Origin of the sequence: Paludibacterium purpuratum, from assembly GCF_004363805.1 — a bacterium.
GTDB classification, from domain to species: domain Bacteria; phylum Pseudomonadota; class Gammaproteobacteria; order Burkholderiales; family Chromobacteriaceae; genus Paludibacterium; species Paludibacterium purpuratum.
This window is the reverse complement of the sequence record NZ_SNZP01000011.1, coordinates 141,698-161,941: the sequence shown is the minus strand read 5'-3', so window position 1 is coordinate 161,941 and position 20,244 is coordinate 141,698. Positions and strand designations below refer to the sequence as shown.

The window sequence follows — 20,244 nt, the reverse complement described above, 5'->3', positions numbered from 1 at the left end:
GCGCAAGCTTGTGCATATCGCTCACGGTGTACTGAAATCCGGTAAGCCATTCGACAGTTCGTTTCTTATCGCTTGACTCGGATAACAGTATCTACGCCGGCTTGCTTTTCGTAGGAGCGGCTTTAATCGCGAGGCTTACGATTCTTCGGTGAAACCGAACGGCCCGCTGTGCACGAATGCCAGCTTACAGTCTGCCAGATAACGGGCATCGTGAATGCGCCCGGCCTTGTTGTAGCCGACCTCGCCCTGCTCCAGGACGAACGGCTCGCCATCCGCTTGTAGCTTGCCATTGGCGTCGCGCTTGTAGTACTGCACCGCCATGCGCCCTTCCACCACGATGGTCATGTCGTCGCCCGGATGCGAATGCGGCGGTTCGGTCATGCCGGCGTCCCAATGCTCCATCAACAGTTCAACGCCGTCCGGATCGGTCGGCAGCGTGCCGCGCATGCGAAACCCCGCCGGCTCGCCCTCGGGCGTAACCAACTTCTGCCAGACATCGCTGCTTGCCGTAGTGACTTCATGTTTATAACTTGCCATGCCGTTCTCCTTAGTCTTGGGGCAAAAATACCAAACCCGATGACTTTACTACTCTGTTCAATCTAGCCATTTGGCCTGAGTCACGCCATCGCGTTTTATCGCGACGCCATGTGCCTAAGCCTTGCTTCAACTTGCCACCTTCACCGTCAGAACGATAGCCAGCTTCTGTGCGCTTCGCCTGAAACCTTACCGGAACCGCGCCGCACGCGTGTTGCAAGCGCAACTCTCCCCGGCAAAATCCGATCAACGCCTGAATCAAGAGGCTAACCGCCTAGCCAGTGCGATGGCGTTTACCGCTAAATCAGGAGAACGATGATGGAATTTGCTAACCGAGGCACGCCACTGACGGAAGACGGTTTGACACAGGTCATCACCACGTTGGAGATCAACCGCGCGGCGTTTTGGGCGGTCTTGCAAGTTGAATCCAGCGGTTTTGGCTTTCTCCCCGATAGACGGCCGAAAATCTTGTTCGAGCGCCATATCTTCCACCGCGAAAGCCAAGGCCGATTCAGCAAGGCGTTTCCCGACATCAGCAATCCGCAACACGGCGGCTATAGCCGTGGCGCCAGCGAATATGAACGATTGCAGCGTGCGATTGCACTCGATCGCGAAGCCGCCTTGAAAAGCGCCTCATGGGGCATCGCCCAGATCATGGGCTTCAATTACGCCATTGTCGGCTTCACCTGTGTCGAAGACATGGTGCAACGTATGGTGGAGGGCGGCGAGGATCGGCAGATCATGGCCATGGCCAAGTTCATCCAACACAACCAACTGGTTGATGCTTTGCGCCAAGACGATTGGCCACGCTTTGCTCGCGGTTACAACGGCGCGAATTACGCTCGCAATCGCTATGACGAGAAGCTGGCCGACGCTTACGCCAAAGCCCAGCGCGCAGAGCCTAGCCTTGAGCTACGCACGGCCCAGGCCGCCTTACTGTATCTCGGCTTCGATCCCGGCCCGATCGACGGCATACAAGGAACGCGTACGCGCACGGCGCTACGCGACTTCCAAACGCGCAACCGCCTGCAGGAAACCGGCGAGCTCGACGGCACCAGTCGCACGACGTTGATGGCCGCGGCGTTCCCCCCTGCCATCGGCGCGTGAGTCGTCTTGCCTCTCACAGGAACAGCCATGTTTACCATCGACTTCAACAGCTATCGCGCCACCAGCGGTTTCGACAAGCGCATCCGTTTCCTGGTCTTGCACTATACCGCCGCCAATTTCGCCACTTCGGTTCAACTGCTGACTCATGGCCTGGCCAGCGCCCACTATCTGTTACCGGCTCCCAGCGACCCGAGCTACCGCACTGCGGGCTTTTCCGGGCAACAGCTTTTCAGTCTGGTCGACGAACAGGATCGCGCCTGGCACGCGGGGGCCAGCCATTGGACTGGCCGCGACAATCTCAACGACACCGCCATCGGCATCGAAATCGTCAACGAAGCGAGCGAACCCACGCCGGGCCAATTTATTTTCCCCGATTACGAATCGAGCCAGATCGATGCCGTGCGCGAGCTGACGCAGAATATTCTGATGCGCTACCCGGACATCACGCCCAAGAACGTCGTGGGCCATGCCGACATTGCCTATCTACGCAAGTCCGACCCAGGCCCCAAATTTCCGTGGCGGCAACTGGCACAAGCCGGTATCGGCGCCTGGTTTGACGAGACGAGCAAGCAGGCTTACGTCGACCGGTTCGGTCGTCAGGGGTTGCCGCCCAGGTTGGAGATCGTCGCAGGCTTGAAGCAATACGGCTATCAAGAGCCGGAGGCGACTGTTACGGCGTATAAAGCGCTGGTGCGCGCCTTCCAGATGCACTTCCGTCCCAGCGATTACAGCGGCGAGATGGATGTGGAAACCTGCGCGATCTTGTACGCGCTGAATGCCCGCTACGGCTAGGGTCCACGGGAGCCGGGCGCCTAGTGGCGCACGAGCCCGAAGAGCCATAGCAGCAACACGGCGCCGTTGGTCCAGGTCAACCTTTGCAGCCAGAGCGTAACGCGCTCGAGCCGGGCGCTATCGGGCCGGCGCGCGTGCCTGATCATGCCGATGCAGACAAGCAGCACGGAGGTGAACAGGCCCAGCCGCAACAGGGCTTGCATTATTCGAGATCCGGAATGCGATGAAAGCTCGAGGGAACGTCCTCGGCCTCGCGGAAGCTGACGTATTCCCAGGCGTCCGGGGTCGCCAGGAGCTTACGCAGCAATTGATTGTTGAGCGCATGTCCGGACTTGTGGCCGGAGAAGGCGCCGATGATCGGATGCCCGACGATGTACAGGTCGCCGATGGCATCGAGAATTTTGTGACGCACGAACTCGTCGGGAAAGCGCAATCCGTCCGGATTGAGCACGAACTCGTCGTCGATCACGATGGCGTTTTCCAGATTGCCGCCCAACCCCAGCCCGTGATTGCGCATCGACTCCACCTCGTGCATGAAACCGAAGGTGCGCGCGCGGCTGATCTCCTCGATGTAGGAGTGGTTGGCGAAATCGACCAGCACCTTCTGCGGCGCCAGGTTGAATGCCGGATGGTCGAACTGAATCGATAGCGTGATCTGGAAACCGTCGTGCGGATCGAAACGCACCCACTTGTCGCCCTCGACCACCTCGATGGCCTGCTTGATGCGGATGAAACGCTTGGGCACGGTCTGTTCGACGATACCCGCCGTTTGCAACAAGTAAATAAAGGGCGCGGCGGAGCCATCCATGATCGGAATTTCCGCCGCCGTGACCTCAACGATCAAATTGTCGATCCCCAACCCGGCAAAAGCAGACATCAAATGCTCGATAGTGCCGACACGCACGCCGGTCTCGCTGACCAGCGTTGAGGAGAGTCGCGTGTCGTTCACCATGAGCGGTTCGGCTTTTACCGCCACCGGCTCGGGCAAGTCGGTGCGATAGAAGATGATTCCCGAGTTGGGCTGGGCCGGCAACAGGGTCAGGCGTACCCGTTCGCCGGAGTGCAAACCCACACCCGTGGCGCTGATCGCTTGCTTCAGCGTGCGCTGCAGAATCATTCGCTACTTTCTACCAAATCAGGGACGACCTGAGTTTAGCATGGCCGAGACCTATGCTTTATTAATTAATAACATAATCGCAATAGCGATTTTCAATCAATCGGCTTGCTTGCGCAGGAACGCCGGAATATCGAACGACTCGCTCACCTCGGGGTTGGAGAAATCGGTCGAGGCCGGTGTGCGACGTCCGCGGCTGCGCATGATGGCCGGGGTATCGAAATCGTCGTAGTTCAGCACTTCGACCACACGGTCGTCGGTGCCGGTTTTGACGATCTTGATGTACTCCGGACGCTCTTCGCCGCGGGTAGTCGGCTTCTTGCCCAGGCCGGTGGCGATCAAGGTCACGCGGATGGTGTCTTCCGGGATATCGTCCACTTCGGCGGTGCCGAACTTCACTTCCGCGCTCTCGTCGGCGTACTGACGCACAATCGACATGATTTCGCGGTACTCGCTCATCTTCAGGCAGCCAGGCGCGGTGGAGATGTTCACCAGCACGCCGCGCGCGCCTTCCAGGGTGATGTTGTCCAACAACGGGCTAGCCACGGCCTGCTCGGCGGCGACACGTGCACGATCGATGCCGGAGGCGTAAGCGGAGCCCATCATCGCCAAGCCCATCTCGCACATGACGGTGCGCACGTCGGCGAAGTCGACGTTGATCAGACCCGGGCAGGTGATCACTTCGGCGATACCTGCCACGGCGCCCTTGAGCACGTCGTCGGCGGCACGGAAAGCTTCGCGCATGGTCACGTCGTCGCCCAGAACTTCCATCAACTTCTCGTTCGGGATCACGATCAGCGAGTCGACATGCTTCTTCAGATCGTCGATGCCGCTTTGCGCCACCTTGGTGCGCTTGCCTTCGTGTTCGAACGGGCGGGTGACCACGCCCACGGTCAGAATGCCCATTTCCTTGGCCACTTCGGCCACCACCGGTGCCGCGCCGGTGCCGGTGCCGCCGCCCATACCGGCGGTGACGAACACCATATTGGCGCCGCGCAACGTATCGGCGATACGCTCACGATCTTCCAACGCCGCATTGCGGCCGATCTCCGGGTTGGCGCCTGCGCCCAGACCCTTGGTCAGGTTGGTGCCGAGCTGTAGCTTGAGCTGGGCCTTATTGCGCTTCAAGGTTTGCGCGTCGGTGTTGGCGCAGATGAATTCCACGCCTTGCACCTTGCCGTCGATCATGTTGTCGATAGCATTGCAGCCCCCGCCACCGACACCGATCACTTTGATGACGGCTTCCTGTGCCGCATCTTGCATTACTTCGAAAACCATTCCGCTCATTTTTCTCTCCTCATTTAAAGATGAGCCTATTACCGGTACAACGCCCGAAACTACGTTTAGAAATTGCCTGCAAACCACGCCTTCATGCGCGAGAACACACTGCCCACGCCGCTCGAAGCCGTTTTCGACCCCGACAGGGTCTGAATCTGATCCTTGCCGTACAGCAAGAGCCCCACACCGGTGGAGAAGCGCGGCGTTTTGACCACTTCGGCCAAGCCGCCGACATACTTCGGCACGCCGACGCGTACCGGCATGTGGAACACCTCTTCGGCCAACTCCACCATGCCCGGCATCAGGCTGGCGCCGCCGGTCAACACGATGCCGGAGGACAGCATGTCCTCGAAGCCGCTGCGGCGCAGTTCCTGCTGCACCAGCTGGAACAACTCCTCGACGCGCGGTTCGACCACTTCCGCCAAGGTCGCGCGCGACATCTGGCGCGGCCCGCGTTCACCCACGCCCGGCACCTCGATCATCTGTCCCGGGTCGGCCAGGTTCACCAGCGCCACGCCGTGCTGGATCTTGATGTCTTCGGCCTCTTTGGTCGGCGTGCGCAGCGCCATGGCGATATCGTTGGTGATCTGGTCGCCGGCGATCGGAATCACCGCCGTATGGCGGATGGCGCCGTTGGCGTACACCGCGATATCGGTGGTACCGCCGCCGATGTCGATCAGGCACACGCCCAGATCCTTTTCATCCTCCGACAGCACGGCGATCGCCGAGGCCATCGGTTGCAACACCAGATCGGACACCTCTAGACCGCAACGGCGCACGCACTTGGTGACGTTCTGCGCCGCCGAGACCGCGCCGGTGACGATATGCACTTTGGCTTCCAGCCGCACGCCGCTCATGCCCAAGGGCTCGCGAACGCCCTCTTGGCCGTCGATGCTGTACTCCTGAGTCAGGATGTGCAGCACCTGATGGTCGGGCGGAATGCTCACGGCGCGTGCGGTTTCGATCACGCGATCGATATCCATCTGCGTCACCTCGCGATCCTTGATCGCCACCATGCCGTGCGAGTTGACGCTCTTGATGTGGCTGCCGGCGATACCGGTAAACACTTCATGGATCTTGCAGTCAGCCATGAGCTCGGCCTCCTCCAGCGCGCGCTGAATGGCCTGCACCGTGGACTCGATGTTCACCACCATGCCACGCTTGAGGCCGCGCGATGGGGTCTGCCCCATGCCGACAATGTTCAATTGGCCGTCCTCGAGGACCTCCGCGACGATCGCCACGATTTTCGACGTGCCGATGTCTAGGCCAACTAACATGTTCTTGCTTTCCTTCGGTTTGCTCACCTGTCGCTCCAACTGCTTACTTTTTACCTTGAGCCGTCGTCGCCGCCTGGTAACCAGGCATGCGGACGGCGAATCCATTCGGATAACGCATATCGACGTAACTGACCGAGTACGGCAGCTTGGCCACCGTGTTCTGCCAGTGGGAGGCGAATCGCTGCGCTCTCTGCTCGACATCGCCGCGACCCAACTCGATATGTACCCCGTTATCCAGCTCAACACTCCATGCGCGCCGGTCTGACAAATACAAGCGCACAATCTTCAATTCTGTGGGCGCCAGCACCTGTTTCAGCCGCTGGTACAGCGACGCCATGTCCTTCTGTGCCCCCGCCGGTCCGAAAAACACCGGCAAATCGTTCTGATCGCTTGCGGCGTCGAACCAAGTGCCGTTCACATCGACCAGCCCATCCTCGCCCCATCGCGCCAGCGCCACATACTCGTCGATCGAGATTTCCAGCGTATCCGGCCAAGTGCGCCGTACCTGGGCCTCGCGTACCCAGGGCAATTTGCTGAATGCCGCTCGGGTCCGGTCGATGTCCAGCGTAAAGAACGATCCGGTCAGCTCGTGCTCGGCAATGAACTTGAGCTGCTCCGGCGTGACACGCTGCATCTGACCGCTGATGCGAATCTTCTTCACCGGGAAGACCGGTGCGTGCGTCAGCCAAAAGCCACCTGCGTACAGCAACATCCCGATCGAGAGCAGCAACAACAAATTCGCCAGCCGTCTCAACGCGATGTGGTTATCCCACATGCGCCAAATCCAATACCGCCAAGCACAGATCCTCGTAACTCATGCCGGCCTGACGCGCCGCCATCGGCACCAAGCTGTGGCTGGTCATGCCCGGTGCGGTATTCGCTTCCAGCAGATACGGCCGACCGGCTTCGTCCATCAAAAAGTCGATGCGTCCCCAGCCCGTGCCGCCCATCACCTGGAAAGCCTTCAGCGCCAGCTGGTGCACCCGCGCCTCGGTCTCGGCGTCCAGGCCGGACGGGCAACGATACACGGTGTCGTCGCGGAAATACTTGGCCTGGTAGTCGTAAAACTCGGTGGCCGGTTCGATCTTAATGGACGGCAACGCCCGTTCGCCCAGGATGGCGCAGGTATATTCGCCGCCACCGATGAACTGCTCGGCCAGAATCAGATCGTCGTACTTTTTTGCTTCTTCATAGGCTGCTCGCATATCAGCAGCCGTTTTTACCTTGGTGACGCCAAAGCTCGAACCTTCGCAGGCCGGCTTGACGAACAGCGGCAAGCCCAGCTCGGCCACGACCCGATCCAGATCGCTACCCTCTTCCAGCAGCCGGAACGCCGGCACCGGCAGACCGATCGATTGCCACAAGAGCTTGGTGCGCCACTTGTCCATGCCGATGGCCGAGGCCATCACGCCGCACCCGGTATACGGGATGCCCATGGTTTCCAGCGCGCCCTGCAGCGTGCCATCCTCGCCGAATGGGCCGTGCAGGATGATGAACACGCGCTCGAATCCCTCTTCCTTGAGCGCGAAAAGCGGCTTCTCGGAAGGATCGAATGCATGGGCGTCCACGCCGCGCGACTGCAGCGCCTTAAGCACGCCGCCGCCGCTCATCAGCGACACCTCGCGCTCGGAGGAGGAACCGCCCATCATCACTGCCACTTTGCCGTACTGCTTCATTGCCTTGTTGTCCTGTACCTGTCGCCCAGCGACCAAAATTTGCTTCAAACCTGTTGAGCCACGACCTTGCCCGGCACCGCGCCGACCGACCCCGCGCCCATGGTCACCACCACATCGCCATCGCGCGCCGCATCGAGAATCGCCTGCGGCATATCCTCGATGGCCTCGACGAACACCGGCTCCACCTTACCGCCCACTCGCACCGCACGTGCCAGCGCCCGGCCATCGGCCGCCACGATCGGCGCCTCGCCGGCGGCATACACCTCGCCCAGCAACAGACCATCGACCGTCGACAGCACCTTGACGAAGTCCTCGAACAGATCGCGGGTGCGGGTATAACGGTGCGGTTGGAATGCCAACAGCAGTCGGCGCGACGGGAAGGCGCCGCGTACAGCCGCCAACGTCGCCGCCATCTCCACCGGGTGATGACCGTAATCGTCGATCAGCGTGAACTGTCCACCGTTTTGGCAAGCCACCTCGCCGTAACGCTGGAAGCGCCGGCCAACGCCGGCGAAATCCGCCAGCCCCCGCTGAATGGACGGAATATCCGCGCCGCACTCCAGGCCAATCGCAATCGCGGCCAAGGCGTTCTGCACGTTGTGGCGGCCCGGCAGGTTGAGCAGCACAGGGAAACGCTGGCCATCTTGCAAAACCACGTCGAAGCGCATGCGCCCGGCATCGGCCACCACATCCACCGCGCGGATGTGCGCCCCCTCGTCGAGACCGTAGGTGGTCACCGGCTTGGTGATGCGCGGCAGAATCTCGCGTACCTGCGGATCGTCGACGCACAGCGCGGCGCAACCGTAGAACGGCAGGCGCTGCAGGAAATCGACGAAGGCTTGCTTCAGCTTGTCGAAGTCATGCCCATAGGTATCCATGTGATCGGCGTCGATATTGGTTACCACCGCCATCACCGGCGTCAGATACAGGAACGACGCATCCGATTCGTCGGCCTCGGCCACCAGGAAGTCTCCAGAGCCCAGCCGGGCATTGGTACCGGCGGCGGTCAGCTTGCCGCCGATGACGAAGGTCGGATCCAGGCCGGCGGCGGCCAGCACCGACGAGACCAGGCTCGTGGTGGTGGTCTTGCCGTGCGTGCCGGCAATGGCGATGCCCTGCTTGAAGCGCATCAGTTCGGCTAGCATCAGCGCGCGCGGAATCACCGCGATGTTCTGTGCGCGCGCGGCTTGTACTTCCGGGTTGTCGGCCCGCACCGCGGTCGAGGTCACCACCACATCGGCGCCTTGCACGTAGGTGGCGTCATGGCCGAAGAAAACGTCCGCGCCCTGCCCGACCAATCGCTTGGTCGTCGCGTTATCCGACACGTCGGAACCGCTGACCTTGTAGCCCAGATTCAGCAGCACCTCGGCGATGCCGCTCATGCCGACGCCGCCGATGCCTACGAAATGGATGTGGTTGACTCTGTGTTTCATTTCATTCTCTTGTCAGTGCTTCGCATTCGTCGGCCACGCGCGTGGCGGCATCGACGATGGCGAGGCTGCGTGCACGTCGAGCCATTTCCAGGCACTCGGCGCGCGTCGTGTTCTGTAAAACCGCCGCGAGCCCTTCGGCCGTCAGCGTCTTTTGCGGCATGAGGCGGGCGGCACCGGCCTGTTCGAGGTAACGGGCGTTGCCGGTCTGATGGTCGTCCACCGCGGTCGGCAGCGGCACCAGCACGCTGGCAACGCCAGCGGCGGCGAGCTCGGCCACCGTCAAGGCGCCGGCGCGGCAGATCACCAGATCGGCGGCGGCGTACTCGCCGGCCATATCGTCGATAAAGGCGCGGCAATCGGCCTCGATACCGGCGTCGGCATACGACTGCTTGAGCGCGTCGATCTGCTTGACGCCGGCCTGGTGCACCACCAGGGGACGGCGTTCGGCCGGGATCATGGCCAGTGCGCTCGGCAGGGTTTCGTTCAAGACCTTGGCGCCCAGGCTGCCGCCGACCACCAGCACGCGCAGCGCGCCTTCGCGACCATTGAAGCGCACATCGGGCTCGGCCACGGCGGCAATCTCCGCGCGCACCGGATTGCCGACCCGGCCCTCATTGCCCGGGAAAGCGCCCGGGAAGGCGAACAGCGTGCGGTTGGCGATCTTCGACAACAGGCGATTGGTCAGCCCGGCCACCGAGTTCTGTTCGTGGATCACCAGCGGCTTCCACAGCACGCGGCTCATCAGTCCGCCCGGGAAACCGGTGTAGCCGCCGAAGCCGACGGCGATGTCGGGCCGGTGGCGCAGAATGACCCCGGTGGTGCGCAAGAGCGCAGCGGCCATCATGAACGGCAGCGACAACCAGCGCTTGAGCCCATTCTTGCGCATGCCTGCAATGCGCACCGTTTCGATGGCGTAGCCGTGCTGCGGCACCAGACGGGTTTCCATGCCGCCCTCGGCACCGAGCCAGATCACTTGCCAGCCGCGCGCTTTCAGCACGTCGGCCACGGCCAGCGCCGGGAAGATGTGCCCCCCGGTACCGCCTGCCATGATCATTACGGTTTTGTTCGCCATTGTTCGCTCTCCATGCGGGTTAGCCCTTGTAACCGCGCATGATCCTCCGATTTTCGTAGTCGACGCGTAGCAACAGCGCCATCGACATCAGGTTGAACAACATCGCCGAGCCGCCGAACGACATCAGCGGCAAGGTCAGACCCTTGGTCGGCAAAAGACCCATGTTCACGCCCATGTTGAAAAAGGCCTGAATCCCGAGCCAAATACCGATGCCTTGCGCCACCAACGCCTGGTAGTAGCGTTCGAGCTTGCGCGACTCGACGCCGATGTGGAACGCGCGGCGCACGATCCAGGCGTAAATCGCAATCAACACGCAAATGCCGAAGAAGCCGAACTCCTCGGCGATCACCGCCAAGATGAAGTCGGTGTGCGCCTCCGGCAGATAAAACAGTTTCTCGACGCTGGCGCCCAATCCAACGCCGAACCATTCGCCGCGGCCGATGGCGATCAGCGAGTGCGACAACTGATAGCCCTTGCCGAACGGATCGTCCCACGGGTCCATGAAACCCAGCACCCGCTTGAGACGGTAGGGCGAACTGATGATCAGCAGCACGATCGCCACCAACGCCATGACGGCCAGGCCGGAAAAGATGCGCATGTTGATGCCGCCGAGGAACAAGATGCCCATCGCGATCGTCATCACCACCATCAGCGCGCCGAAGTCCGGCTCGCGCAACAGCAGGAAGGCCACCACCACCATGGCGATGAACATCGGCAAAAAGCCTTCCTTCAAGCTGTGCAGCTTGTGCGACTTGCGCACCGTGTAATCCGCCGCATACAACACCGTGGCCATCTTCATCAGTTCGGACGGCTGCAAATTGATCACGAACAGCGAGATCCAGCGCCGCGAGCCGTTGACCACGCGTCCGATGCCCGGAATCAGCACCAGCACCAACAGCACCACCCCGATCAAGAAGATCTTGCCGGCATACTTCTGCCAGAAGGCCGTCGGAATTTGGAACGCCACATAGCCGCCGGCCAAGCCGATCACCATGAAAATCACATGGCGAATCAAATAGAAATACTTGTTCTGTGTCGCCGCATCGGCCTCGGCATAAGCCACCGACGCGGAATACACCATCACCAGGCTGATCGACAGCAGCAAGGCGATGGCCCAGGCCAGCGCCTCGTCGAGGATGGTGGTGGCCGCGTAGGCGCCTTTCATGCTGGCCGTCGTCATTGCCCGCTTTCACTTTGCACGGCACGCACGGTGTCGACGAACACCTGAGCACGCTCTGCGTAGTTGCGGAACATATCGAGGCTGGCGCACGCCGGCGACAACAACACCACATCCCCGGATTGCGCCTTGGCCGCTGCGGCGCGGGTCGCGTCCTGCAGGCTGGCGAAGTCGACCATCTCGATGCCGCTGTCGGCCAGTGCGGCGCGGATCTTGCCGGCATCGCGGCCGATCAACATCACGGCACGCACGATACGACGGCACGCCGGGGCCAGCGGTGCGAAATCCTGCCCCTTGCCATCGCCGCCGGCGATCAGTACCACCGGGCGAATCATGCCGTTCAAGGCGGCGACCGTGGCGCCGACGTTGGTGCCCTTGGAGTCGTCGATGAATTTGATGCCGCCGAACTCGTTGATCAGTTCGACGCGATGCGGCAAGCCGCGGAAGCTTTCCAGACCGGCCAGCAGGCGTTCGCGCGCCAGGCCGATGCCTTCGCACAGCGCCAGCGCGGCCAGCGCGTTGGCGGCGTTGTGCAACCCTTCGAGCGGCAGGCGCGCGAGGTCGAACACCGGCTCGCCCGCACAGCACAACCAGCCCTGGCCGTTTTGCAGGCGCAGACCGTAGTCGGCCGCGTCATCGAGCGCAAACCACTTCACGACGTGCCCCGGGCGAACCATGGCACGCACCAGCGGGTCTTCGGCGTTCAACACCTGAACCCCGGCGCCGTTGAACACGGCGGTCTTGGCGTGCGCGTAATCGAGCAAGTCGTTGTAACGATCGAGGTGATCCTCGGAGATATTCAGTACCGTAGCCGCGTCGGCGCGCAGGCTGGCCGTGGTTTCCAGTTGGAAGCTGGACAATTCCAGCACCCATACGTCGGGCATGCGCCCGCTGGCTTCGCGCTCGGCGAGCGCTTCGAGCACGGGCAGGCCGATGTTGCCGGCCACCATGGTATCCAGTCCCGCGCTTTGGCAGAGATGACCGACCAGCGTGGTGACCGTGCTCTTACCGTTGGAGCCGGAAATGGCGATCACGCGCGCCGAGGTACCGGCGATCGCACGGGCGAACAGTTCGATGTCGCCGACGACGCGGCCGCCTCGCTCGCGATAGGCGCGGATCGCCGGTGTGGCCACCGCCACGCCCGGGCTGACGACCAGCATGTCGACGCCATCGAAGGCGGCGTCGTCGAATGCGCCGGCGCGCACGTTCACATCCGGCAACTCGGCGCGGATGACGTCGAGGTTGGGCGGGTTGTCGCGGCTATCCGCCACCGACACGGTCGCGCCGTGCGCGGCGAGCCAGCGCACAGTGGCAAGCCCGGAATCCCCGAGCCCCACGACCATGATGTGACGGTTGGCGAAATTCATTGTCATCCTCAACGCAGCTTGATGGTGGACAGGCCGATCAGCACCAGCATCATGGTGATGATCCAGAAACGCACGACCACTTGCGTTTCCTTCCAGCCCTTCAGTTCATAGTGATGATGCAGCGGTGCCATGCGGAACACGCGCTTGCCGGTCAGCTTGAACGAGGCGACCTGGATCATCACGGACAACGCCTCCATCACGAACAGACCGCCCATGATGAAGAACACGACTTCCTGGCGCACGATCACCGCCACCAAACCCAACGCGGCGCCCAGCGCCAGCGCGCCCACGTCGCCCATGAACACCTGGGCCGGGTAGGCGTTGAACCACAAAAAGCCCAGGCAGGCGCCGCAGATCGCAGCGCAGAAAACCGCCACTTCATGCGCGCCGGGGATGAACGGCATGCCCAGGTACTTGGAAAACACGGCGTGGCCGGCGATATAGGCGAAAATGGCCAGCGCGGCGGCAACCAGTACGGTCGGCAACGCGGCCAACCCGTCCAGGCCATCGGTCAGATTGACGGCATTGGAGGCACCGACGATCACCAGGTAGGTCAGCACGCAAAAGCCGATGACGCCGAACGGATAGATGACGTTCTTGAAGAACGGCACGATAAACTCGGTCGTCGCCGGCAGGCTGGCGGTACCTGCCAAAATCACCCCGGCGCCGATGGCGATGACCGATTGCCAGAACATCTTGGCGCGCGCCGAGATACCCTTCGGATCGCGATACACCACCTTGCGCCAGTCGTCGTAGAAGCCGACGGCGCCTGTGCTGAGCATCACCGCCAGCAGCAGCCAGACATACTTGTTGCGCAGGTCGGCCCACAGCAGCACGGTCAGGGTGATCGACAGCAGAATCAATGTGCCGCCCATGGTCGGCGTACCGGCCTTGACCAAGTGGGTTTGCGGGCCATCCGAACGCACGGCCTGCCCGGCCTTCAGTTCGGTCAGCTTGCGGATCAGTATCGGGCCCATGAACAGCGAGATCCCCAACGACGTCAGCGATGCCAGCACGGCCCGCAGCGTGACGTAGTTGAAAACACTGAATGCGCGGATATGATGCGCAAGCAAATCGGCTAACCAAAGCAACACTTCAATTCCCCTTCTGGCCGACCAGGTGGTCGACGACACGATCCATATTCATGAAGTGCGAGCCCTTGACCAACACGTTGGCGTTATACGGCAAGGCCGTGTTCAGCCAGGCGAGTAAGGGCTCGATCGCTTCGAAATGTCTTGCCGGCGCGCCGAAGGCTTCGCAGGCGGCACGGCTCTCCTGGCCTAACGTGACCAGCATGTCGATCCCCAGCTCGCGCGCGTTCTGGCCGACTTCGGCATGCAACGCCGCGGCGCCCTCGCCCAATTCGCCCATGTCGCCCATCACGAACCAACGCGGCGCGGCGCGCTTCGACAGCACCGCCAAACCGGCCTTCATCGAATCCGGATTGGCGTTGTAGGTATCGTCAAGCACGGTGGCACCGTTCTTGGCGATCTTCTTCTGTAGTCGTCCCTTGACGCCTTGGAACCCCATCAGACCGCGCGTAATGGCGGCGGCCGGCACGTCCAGCGCCAGCGCCAGCGAGGCGGCGGCCAAGGCATTCTTGACGTTATGCTCGCCCGGGGCCGGTACCCGCACGGCCAACTCGCCCAGCGGGGTATGCAGCGTCACGCTGCTGCCATCGTTGCCCAGGGTGTAGTTCAGCGCGCGCACATCGCCGGTTTTCAGTCCGAAGCGCAACATGGGGCGCTTGCCGGCGGCCGCGGCAAACAGATCGGCATTGGCATCTTCGGCGTTGAAGACCGCGATACCCTGGTCGCCCAGGCCGTCGAAAATCTCAGCCTTGGCGTGCGCGATGGCTTGCACCGAGTCGAACTGCCCCAGATGGGCGCGCAGCGCATTGTTGATCAGCGCCACATCCGGACGCGCCAGTGCGGACAGATATGCCAGCTCGCCGGTATGGTTCATGCCCATTTCGATCACGGCGAAGCGATGGTTCCGGTTCAGGCCGAGCAAAGTCAGCGGCAAACCGATGTCGTTGTTGAAGTTGCCGGCGGTCACCAGCACGGCGTCCTCGCCGACATACGCGCGCAGGATGGCGGCCAGCATTTCCTTGACGGTGGTCTTGCCGTTGGAGCCGGTAATGCCGATCAGCGGCATATCGAAACGTGCGCGCCAGCCGGCGGCGAGGCGGCCCAACGCCAATCGGGTGTCGTCCACCACGATCAGATTGGCGCCCTCCAGCGCAAAACCCTCGGCCACGATCGCGCCAGCGGCGCCCTTTTCTAGCGCGCCGGCCACAAAATCGTGCGCATCGAAGCGCTCGCCTTTGAGCGCCACGAACAGATCGCCGGCCTGAATGGCTCGACTATCGGTCACGACCCGCGTCACGTCGGCATCGCTACCGTGCAGTACACCGCCCGCCAGGCGTGCGGCTTCAGATAGCGTCATCATGTGTCTTGCCCCATTCGGTCAGCGCCTCTTCCGCCACGCGGAAGTCCGAGAACGGCCGTTTGACGCCGTTGATGTCCTGGTACTCTTCGTGCCCCTTGCCGGCGATCAGAATGATGTCGCCGGCGCGAGCCTGTTCGACAGCCCAATGGATCGCCTGCTCGCGGTCGGATTCCACATGCCCGGGCTGCTTCATGCCGGCGAGCACCTGGTTGATGATCGCCATCGGGTCTTCGCTGCGCGGATTGTCGCTGGTCAGCACGGTGACGTCGGCCAAGCTTTCGGCGATCCCGCCCATGATCGGCCGCTTGCCGTTGTCGCGATCGCCGCCACAGCCGAAGACGCAGAACAGCCGGCTGCCGGACGGGCGGATTTCCGCCAAGGTCGACAGCGCCTTGTCGAGTGCGTCGGGGGTGTGGGCATAGTCGACCACCACCAGCGGTTCGTGCGCGCCGCCGATGCATTGCATGCGACCGCGGGCCGGCTGGATCTTACCCAGCGCTTGCGCGGCAATCGTCAGATCGACGCCGCCGGCGCACAGCGTCGCCAGGCTTGCCAACAGGTTGGCGGCGTTGAAGCGCCCCAATAGGCCGCTACGGATATCGACCTCGCCCCACGGCGTGGTAACGCGCATCTGCAGGCCGTCGAGCGAATTGGATAGCGACAGCGGGCGTACATCGCCTTGCTCCAGGCCATAGGTGATGACACGCACCTGTTGGCGATCCAGGCGACCGACCATGGCACGGCCGAAATCGTCGTCGACATTCACGATGGCGTTCTGCAGCCCCTGCCAGTGGAACAGACGCTCCTTGGCGGCGCCGTACGCTTCCATGGTGCCGTGATAATCGAGGTGGTCGCGCGTCAGATTGGTGAACAGCGCGGTATGGAACTGCACGCCGTTGACACGCACCTGATCCAGGCCGTGCGACGACACTTCCATGGTGACGACGTGCGCGCCCTGGCGACGGTATTCGGCCAGCTTGTGCTGGATGGTCACCGGGTCGGGCGTGGTGTGGGTGGTTTCGGTCAATTCGCCGTAGATGCCGTTGCCGACGGTGCCGATCAGCGCCGCCTTCTGCCCCAGCAGGGAGAACGCCTGGGCGAGCCAGTGCGACAGCGACGTCTTGCCGTTGGTACCGGTAATGCCGATCACGCGCATGCTCTTGCTCGGATCCTGGGCAACGTGGCTGGCGATGATGCCGGCGTAGAGACGCAGATCGGGCAGTGCCAGATTGGGCACCTGCCATTCGTCTTTCCAGGCAAAACCGTCCGCGGGATCCCACAGCACGGCGACCGCACCGTTGGCGATGGCCATCGGGATGAACTGGCGGCCATCGGCGAACGCACCGCCGAAGGCGAGAAACACGTCGCCCGGCACGATGCGTCGGCTATCCGACTCGACGCGCTTGACGGCGACACCGAGTTGGTCGAGATCCGCCGGATTCCAGTCCGGCAACGGTGACAAACGGCTGAACATTTATCTCGTTTTCTTTAAAAATCCGCCGGTATCGGCGTGGTTGCCGGCAACAGGGTGTTGTTGTACGGCTGATCCGGTTGCACGTTGAGAATCCGCAACGCACCACCGGCCACATTGGCAAAAACCGGTGCCGCCACGGCGCCACCGTAATATTTCCCGGCCGTGGGCTCGTCGATCATCACGGCCACGATCATCTTCGGCGCCTTGCCCGGGGCAAAACCGATAAATAGTGCACGGTGCTTGTCGGCCACATAGCTGTTGCCGACCAGTTTGCGCGCGGTGCCGCTCTTGCCGCCGATGCTGTAGCCCAGAATGCGACCGCCGACAGCGCCGCCGCCCGGTTCGCTGTTGGCGATCAGCACGTCGCGCATTTCATCGGCGACGTTGGCCGGCAGCACACGTTTGCCGGGTAGCGGCGAGCCGGTTCGATACAGCGACACCGGCATCATTTCGCCGTGATTGGTGAAAATGGTGTAGGCACGCGCCATCTGCAGCAGGCTGACCGACACGCCGTAGCCGAACGACATGGTGGCCTGCTCGATCGGGCGCCAGGTCTTCCAATCGCGCAGACGGCCGGAAGCCTCGCCGGGGAAGCCGGTATCCGGCGAACGGCCAAAGCCGAGCGAGTCGTAGTAACTCCAGAAGTCATGCGGCGACACCATCAATGCCAGTTTGCTGGCACCGACGTTGCTCGACTTCTTGATGATGCCCTCGATGTCGAGGCGGTCGGAGTCGGTCACGTCGTGGATGCGCGCAGGTCCGATCATGTACGGGTGTGTGTCGAGCACGGTATGGACGTTGGCCTTGCCCTCTTCCAGCGCCACCGAGATCGACAACGGCTTCATGGTCGAGCCAGGTTCGAAGGTGTCGATCACCGCGCGGTTGCGCATCATTTCGGTGGTCACGCCCTGGCGATTGTTCGGGTTGTAGGTCGGGTAGTTGGCCAACGCCAGCAATTCGCCGCTATGCGCGTCGAGCACCACCACGGAGCCGGCCTTGGCCTTATTGCTTTCCACCGCGCTTTTGAGTTCGCGCGACGCCAGGTACTGGATGCGCTGGTCGACCGCCAACATCAGGGTCTGACCATCGCGCGGCGGCTCGACCGGACCGACATCCTCGATGATGTGGCCGCGACGATCCTTGACCACCACGCGACGGCCATTGCTGCCGGCCAGCATCTTCTCGCGCGCCAGTTCGGCGCCTTCCTGGCCTTTACCGTCCACACCGGTGAAACCGATGATGTGGGCGAAGATATCGCCGGCCGGATAGAAGCGGCGGAATTCCTGTTGCTTGGCGATGCCGGGGATACCGAGCGCCATCACTTGCGTCGCAAGCTCGGGGCTGATCTGGCGCTTGAGGTAAACGAATTCGCGCTTGTGGTCGGACAGCTTGCTATCGACCTCTTCCGGCGACATTTCCAGCAAGCGCGCCAGCTCGCGCAGCTTGGCCGGCGGCACCGGCTCCATGTCGGCGGGGCTGGCCCAGATGGTCTGCACCGGGGTACTGATGGCCAACGGCTCGCCGTTGCGGTCGGTGATCAGGCCGCGGTTGGCCTCCAGCACCAGCGAACGACGGAAGCGCGCATCGCCTTGATTGACCAGGAAGTCCTGCTGCGCCACTTGCAGATAAATGGCGCGTCCGATCAAGCCGGCGAACAGCAGCCCCATGGCCGCGAGCATAAAACGGACACGCCCTGTCGACATGCGCAGGGCGGGGGGAGGCGGAACGAACCGCTTGGCGGGCTGGTAGACCTTCATCAGGTTGCCCCCGCCGTCACGACCTGAACCTGGCGCGGATCGGGGGTATGCATACCCAACCGCGTCTGCGCCGCTTTCTCGATCACGGCGTGCGCGCCCCAGGTTCCTTGTTCCAGCATCAACTGACCATATTCGACATCCAGTTGCTGCTGCGATTTTTGTTCCTTCTGCAGATCGCTATAGAGCATGCGCGACACATGCTGCGAGGTCACCACCGACCAAGAGCAGAACACGACCAGTGCGAGCAGGATGGCGTTGAGCTTGTTCATGCCGCCTCCCCGTGCCAATCGCCCGCGGTACGCTCGGCCACACGCATGATGGCGCTACGCGCACGCGGGTTGGCGCCGAGTTCCGCTTCGCCCGCGCGCACGGGCTTGCCGATCAGTTTCATCGGCGCCTCGGGAAGGTCGCTGGCACGAACCGGCACCCAGGAGGGCAGCTTGTCGGCCTGGCTCGCGTCGCGCAAGAACAGCTTGGCAATGCGGTCTTCCAGCGAATGGAAGCTGATCACAGCCAGGCGACCGCCCGGTGCCAGTCGACCGACGGCTTGCGGTAGCACGGTGTGCAGCTCGTCCAGTTCGCCGTTGATATGAATTCTTATCGCTTGGAAAGTCCGCGTTGCGGGGTCCTGCCCCGGCTCACGAGTATGGACGTTTTTCCCAACGAGGACAGCGAGCTCACGCGTCGTCGCGAGGGGCTGGACAGCCCGTTGCGCAACAATGGCTGCTGCGATCTTGCGAGCAAACCGCTCTTCACCATAGGTTTTGATTACCTCTCTGATTTCCGCTTCGTCGGCCGATGCCAGCCATTCGGCCGCGGTCATGCCCCTGGTGGTATCCATACGCATGTCGAGCGGGGCGTCAAAGCGGAAGCTAAAGCCGCGCCGGCCGTCGTCGATCTGCGGCGAGGACACACCGAGGTCGAGCAGAATGCCGTCGACGGAGGGGATACCGAGTTGATCGAGTGCGCGGGCCAACGATGCAAAGCCGTCGTGCACCAACGTGAAGCGCGGGTCTTCGGCGGCGAGCCGCTGACCGACGGCGACTGCCTCGGGGTCTTTGTCGAATGCGATCAGGCGCCCGTTGGCGCCCAAACGCGAAAGAATCAGCCGACTATGGCCGCCACGCCCGAAGGTGCCGTCAACGTACACGCCATCCGGACGGACGGCGAGTGCGGCGACAGCCTCGTTCAGGAGCACCGTTTGGTGCACAAAGGGGGCAGCGGTCACAGCGTGAAATCTCCAAGATGCGCGGCCAGGTCTTCCTGGCTCAATTCAAGCGCGGCGTTGGTCTGGTCGTCCCATTCCTGGGCATTCCACAATTCGAAGCGGTTACCCATGCCGACCAACGCCACTTCCTTGTCCAGGCCGGTCAGCTCGCGCAGGCGAGCGGGCAGCAGGATACGACCGGCGCTATCCATCTCCAGGGTCTCGGCGTGGCCGAGCACCAGGCGCTGGTAACGTTTGAGGGTGGGATTGCCGCTCGGCAGCGCCAGCAAGCGCGCTTCGACCGGACGCCAATTGGGTTCGGGATACATCAACAGATGGTCGGAAGATTCGAGCGTCACCACCAATTTGTGGCCGAATGCGGACAACAGCGTCTCCCGGTGCCGGGCCGGAATGGCCAAGCGACCTTTACTATCGAGAGAGACAACACTGACACCGCCGATCATTTCATTCGCTCACACTTCCCGTTACCGGTTTCATTCTCCACTTTAACCCACTTTGTCCCACTTT

The 20,244-nt window shown here is 62.4% G+C and carries 20 protein-coding genes; 2 read left to right on the top strand and 18 right to left on the bottom strand.

Translation table 11 applies throughout. The annotated features are described in order from the left end of the window. Positions 1-135: 135 nt before the first annotated feature. Complete coding sequence (locus tag DFP86_RS14200; RefSeq protein WP_133682347.1) at positions 136-537, bottom strand: cupin domain-containing protein; 402 nt, start codon at positions 535-537, stop codon at positions 136-138. Positions 538-849: 312 nt separating this feature from the next. Here DFP86_RS14200 and DFP86_RS14195 point away from each other — a divergent pair, with 312 nt between their 5' ends. Both DFP86_RS14195 and DFP86_RS14190 read left to right on the top strand, forming a co-directional pair. Then, positions 850-1,641, top strand: coding sequence for an N-acetylmuramidase domain-containing protein (locus DFP86_RS14195; RefSeq protein WP_133682346.1), 792 nt, complete (start codon positions 850-852; stop codon positions 1,639-1,641). Positions 1,642-1,668: 27 nt separating this feature from the next. After that, positions 1,669-2,433, top strand: a complete 765-nt coding sequence (locus tag DFP86_RS14190) for an N-acetylmuramoyl-L-alanine amidase (protein WP_133682344.1) — start codon at positions 1,669-1,671, stop codon at positions 2,431-2,433. Between the two features lie 20 nt (positions 2,434-2,453). Here DFP86_RS14190 and DFP86_RS14185 read toward each other — a convergent pair whose 3' ends face one another. From DFP86_RS14185 to mraZ, 17 genes are all read right to left on the bottom strand, one after another. Next, entirely contained in the window at positions 2,454-2,636 is a 183-nt protein-coding gene (locus DFP86_RS14185; RefSeq protein ID WP_133682342.1) for a hypothetical protein, read from the bottom strand. Beyond that, complete coding sequence (lpxC, locus tag DFP86_RS14180; RefSeq protein ID WP_166642279.1) at positions 2,636-3,547, bottom strand: UDP-3-O-acyl-N-acetylglucosamine deacetylase; 912 nt, start codon at positions 3,545-3,547, stop codon at positions 2,636-2,638. Before lpxC ends, DFP86_RS14185 begins: the two co-directional genes overlap by 1 nt. Before the next feature lie 99 nt (positions 3,548-3,646). Next, complete coding sequence (gene ftsZ / locus DFP86_RS14175) at positions 3,647-4,834, bottom strand: cell division protein FtsZ (protein ID WP_133682338.1); 1,188 nt, start codon at positions 4,832-4,834, stop codon at positions 3,647-3,649. A gap of 56 nt (positions 4,835-4,890) precedes the next feature. After that, on the bottom strand, positions 4,891-6,102 hold the full coding sequence (gene ftsA / locus DFP86_RS14170) for a cell division protein FtsA (RefSeq protein ID WP_208108347.1): 1,212 nt from the start codon (positions 6,100-6,102) through the stop codon (positions 4,891-4,893). A gap of 43 nt (positions 6,103-6,145) precedes the next feature. Then, on the bottom strand, positions 6,146-6,877 hold the full coding sequence (locus tag DFP86_RS14165) for a cell division protein FtsQ/DivIB (protein WP_133682334.1): 732 nt from the start codon (positions 6,875-6,877) through the stop codon (positions 6,146-6,148). After that, positions 6,867-7,778, bottom strand: coding sequence for a D-alanine--D-alanine ligase (locus DFP86_RS14160; RefSeq protein ID WP_133682332.1), 912 nt, complete (start codon positions 7,776-7,778; stop codon positions 6,867-6,869). The genes DFP86_RS14165 and DFP86_RS14160 overlap by 11 nt, the downstream gene beginning before the upstream one ends. Positions 7,779-7,822: 44 nt before the next feature. Then, positions 7,823-9,211: a UDP-N-acetylmuramate--L-alanine ligase gene (gene murC, locus DFP86_RS14155; RefSeq protein WP_133682330.1), complete on the bottom strand. Its 1,389-nt coding sequence runs from the start codon at positions 9,209-9,211 to the stop codon at positions 7,823-7,825. Position 9,212: 1 nt separating this feature from the next. Beyond that, complete coding sequence (gene murG, locus DFP86_RS14150; protein ID WP_208108346.1) at positions 9,213-10,283, bottom strand: undecaprenyldiphospho-muramoylpentapeptide beta-N-acetylglucosaminyltransferase; 1,071 nt, start codon at positions 10,281-10,283, stop codon at positions 9,213-9,215. A 19-nt stretch (positions 10,284-10,302) separates the two neighbouring features. After that, positions 10,303-11,463 (bottom strand): putative lipid II flippase FtsW, encoded by a 1,161-nt coding sequence (ftsW, locus tag DFP86_RS14145; RefSeq protein ID WP_243729406.1) that lies wholly within the window; start codon positions 11,461-11,463, stop codon positions 10,303-10,305. Then, positions 11,460-12,827, bottom strand: coding sequence for a UDP-N-acetylmuramoyl-L-alanine--D-glutamate ligase (gene murD / locus DFP86_RS14140; protein WP_133682328.1), 1,368 nt, complete (start codon positions 12,825-12,827; stop codon positions 11,460-11,462). The genes ftsW and murD overlap by 4 nt, the downstream gene beginning before the upstream one ends. A gap of 8 nt (positions 12,828-12,835) precedes the next feature. Next, positions 12,836-13,921, bottom strand: a complete 1,086-nt coding sequence (mraY, locus tag DFP86_RS14135; RefSeq protein WP_133682326.1) for a phospho-N-acetylmuramoyl-pentapeptide-transferase — start codon at positions 13,919-13,921, stop codon at positions 12,836-12,838. A gap of 1 nt (position 13,922) precedes the next feature. Beyond that, on the bottom strand, positions 13,923-15,278 hold the full coding sequence (locus DFP86_RS14130; RefSeq protein WP_133682324.1) for a UDP-N-acetylmuramoyl-tripeptide--D-alanyl-D-alanine ligase: 1,356 nt from the start codon (positions 15,276-15,278) through the stop codon (positions 13,923-13,925). Beyond that, on the bottom strand, positions 15,262-16,752 hold the full coding sequence (locus tag DFP86_RS14125) for a UDP-N-acetylmuramoyl-L-alanyl-D-glutamate--2,6-diaminopimelate ligase (RefSeq protein WP_133682322.1): 1,491 nt from the start codon (positions 16,750-16,752) through the stop codon (positions 15,262-15,264). The genes DFP86_RS14130 and DFP86_RS14125 overlap by 17 nt, the downstream gene beginning before the upstream one ends. Before the next feature lie 14 nt (positions 16,753-16,766). Continuing rightward, positions 16,767-18,509 carry a peptidoglycan D,D-transpeptidase FtsI family protein gene (locus tag DFP86_RS14120; RefSeq protein WP_133682320.1) on the bottom strand — a complete coding sequence of 581 codons (1,743 nt, stop codon included), beginning with the start codon at positions 18,507-18,509 and terminating at the stop codon, positions 16,767-16,769. After that, positions 18,509-18,778, bottom strand: a complete 270-nt coding sequence (ftsL, locus tag DFP86_RS14115) for a cell division protein FtsL (RefSeq protein ID WP_133682318.1) — start codon at positions 18,776-18,778, stop codon at positions 18,509-18,511. Before ftsL ends, DFP86_RS14120 begins: the two co-directional genes overlap by 1 nt. After that, a complete protein-coding gene (rsmH, locus tag DFP86_RS14110) occupies positions 18,775-19,737 on the bottom strand; it encodes a 16S rRNA (cytosine(1402)-N(4))-methyltransferase RsmH (protein WP_133682316.1) in 963 nt (320 codons plus the stop codon). The genes ftsL and rsmH overlap by 4 nt, the downstream gene beginning before the upstream one ends. Then, positions 19,734-20,180 carry a division/cell wall cluster transcriptional repressor MraZ gene (gene mraZ, locus DFP86_RS14105; protein ID WP_133682314.1) on the bottom strand — a complete coding sequence of 149 codons (447 nt, stop codon included), beginning with the start codon at positions 20,178-20,180 and terminating at the stop codon, positions 19,734-19,736. Before mraZ ends, rsmH begins: the two co-directional genes overlap by 4 nt. Positions 20,181-20,244: the final 64 nt, after the last annotated feature.

Coding starts and splice junctions, on each gene's coding strand:
- DFP86_RS14200 (WP_133682347.1), bottom strand. CDS start 537: ATGGCAAGTTATAAACATGAAGTCACTACGGCAAGCAGCGATGTCTGG.
- DFP86_RS14195 (WP_133682346.1), top strand. CDS start 850: ATGATGGAATTTGCTAACCGAGGCACGCCACTGACGGAAGACGGTTTG.
- DFP86_RS14190 (WP_133682344.1), top strand. CDS start 1,669: ATGTTTACCATCGACTTCAACAGCTATCGCGCCACCAGCGGTTTCGAC.
- DFP86_RS14185 (WP_133682342.1), bottom strand. CDS start 2,636: ATGCAAGCCCTGTTGCGGCTGGGCCTGTTCACCTCCGTGCTGCTTGTC.
- ftsZ (WP_133682338.1), bottom strand. CDS start 4,834: ATGAGCGGAATGGTTTTCGAAGTAATGCAAGATGCGGCACAGGAAGCC.
- ftsA (WP_208108347.1), bottom strand. CDS start 6,102: ATGTTAGTTGGCCTAGACATCGGCACGTCGAAAATCGTGGCGATCGTC.
- DFP86_RS14165 (WP_133682334.1), bottom strand. CDS start 6,877: ATGTGGGATAACCACATCGCGTTGAGACGGCTGGCGAATTTGTTGTTG.
- DFP86_RS14160 (WP_133682332.1), bottom strand. CDS start 7,778: ATGAAGCAGTACGGCAAAGTGGCAGTGATGATGGGCGGTTCCTCCTCC.
- murC (WP_133682330.1), bottom strand. CDS start 9,211: ATGAAACACAGAGTCAACCACATCCATTTCGTAGGCATCGGCGGCGTC.
- murG (WP_208108346.1), bottom strand. CDS start 10,283: ATGGCGAACAAAACCGTAATGATCATGGCAGGCGGTACCGGGGGGCAC.
- ftsW (WP_243729406.1), bottom strand. CDS start 11,463: ATGACGACGGCCAGCATGAAAGGCGCCTACGCGGCCACCACCATCCTC.
- murD (WP_133682328.1), bottom strand. CDS start 12,827: ATGAATTTCGCCAACCGTCACATCATGGTCGTGGGGCTCGGGGATTCC.
- DFP86_RS14130 (WP_133682324.1), bottom strand. CDS start 15,278: ATGATGACGCTATCTGAAGCCGCACGCCTGGCGGGCGGTGTACTGCAC.
- DFP86_RS14125 (WP_133682322.1), bottom strand. CDS start 16,752: ATGTTCAGCCGTTTGTCACCGTTGCCGGACTGGAATCCGGCGGATCTC.
- DFP86_RS14120 (WP_133682320.1), bottom strand. CDS start 18,509: ATGAAGGTCTACCAGCCCGCCAAGCGGTTCGTTCCGCCTCCCCCCGCC.
- ftsL (WP_133682318.1), bottom strand. CDS start 18,778: ATGAACAAGCTCAACGCCATCCTGCTCGCACTGGTCGTGTTCTGCTCT.
- mraZ (WP_133682314.1), bottom strand. CDS start 20,180: ATGATCGGCGGTGTCAGTGTTGTCTCTCTCGATAGTAAAGGTCGCTTG.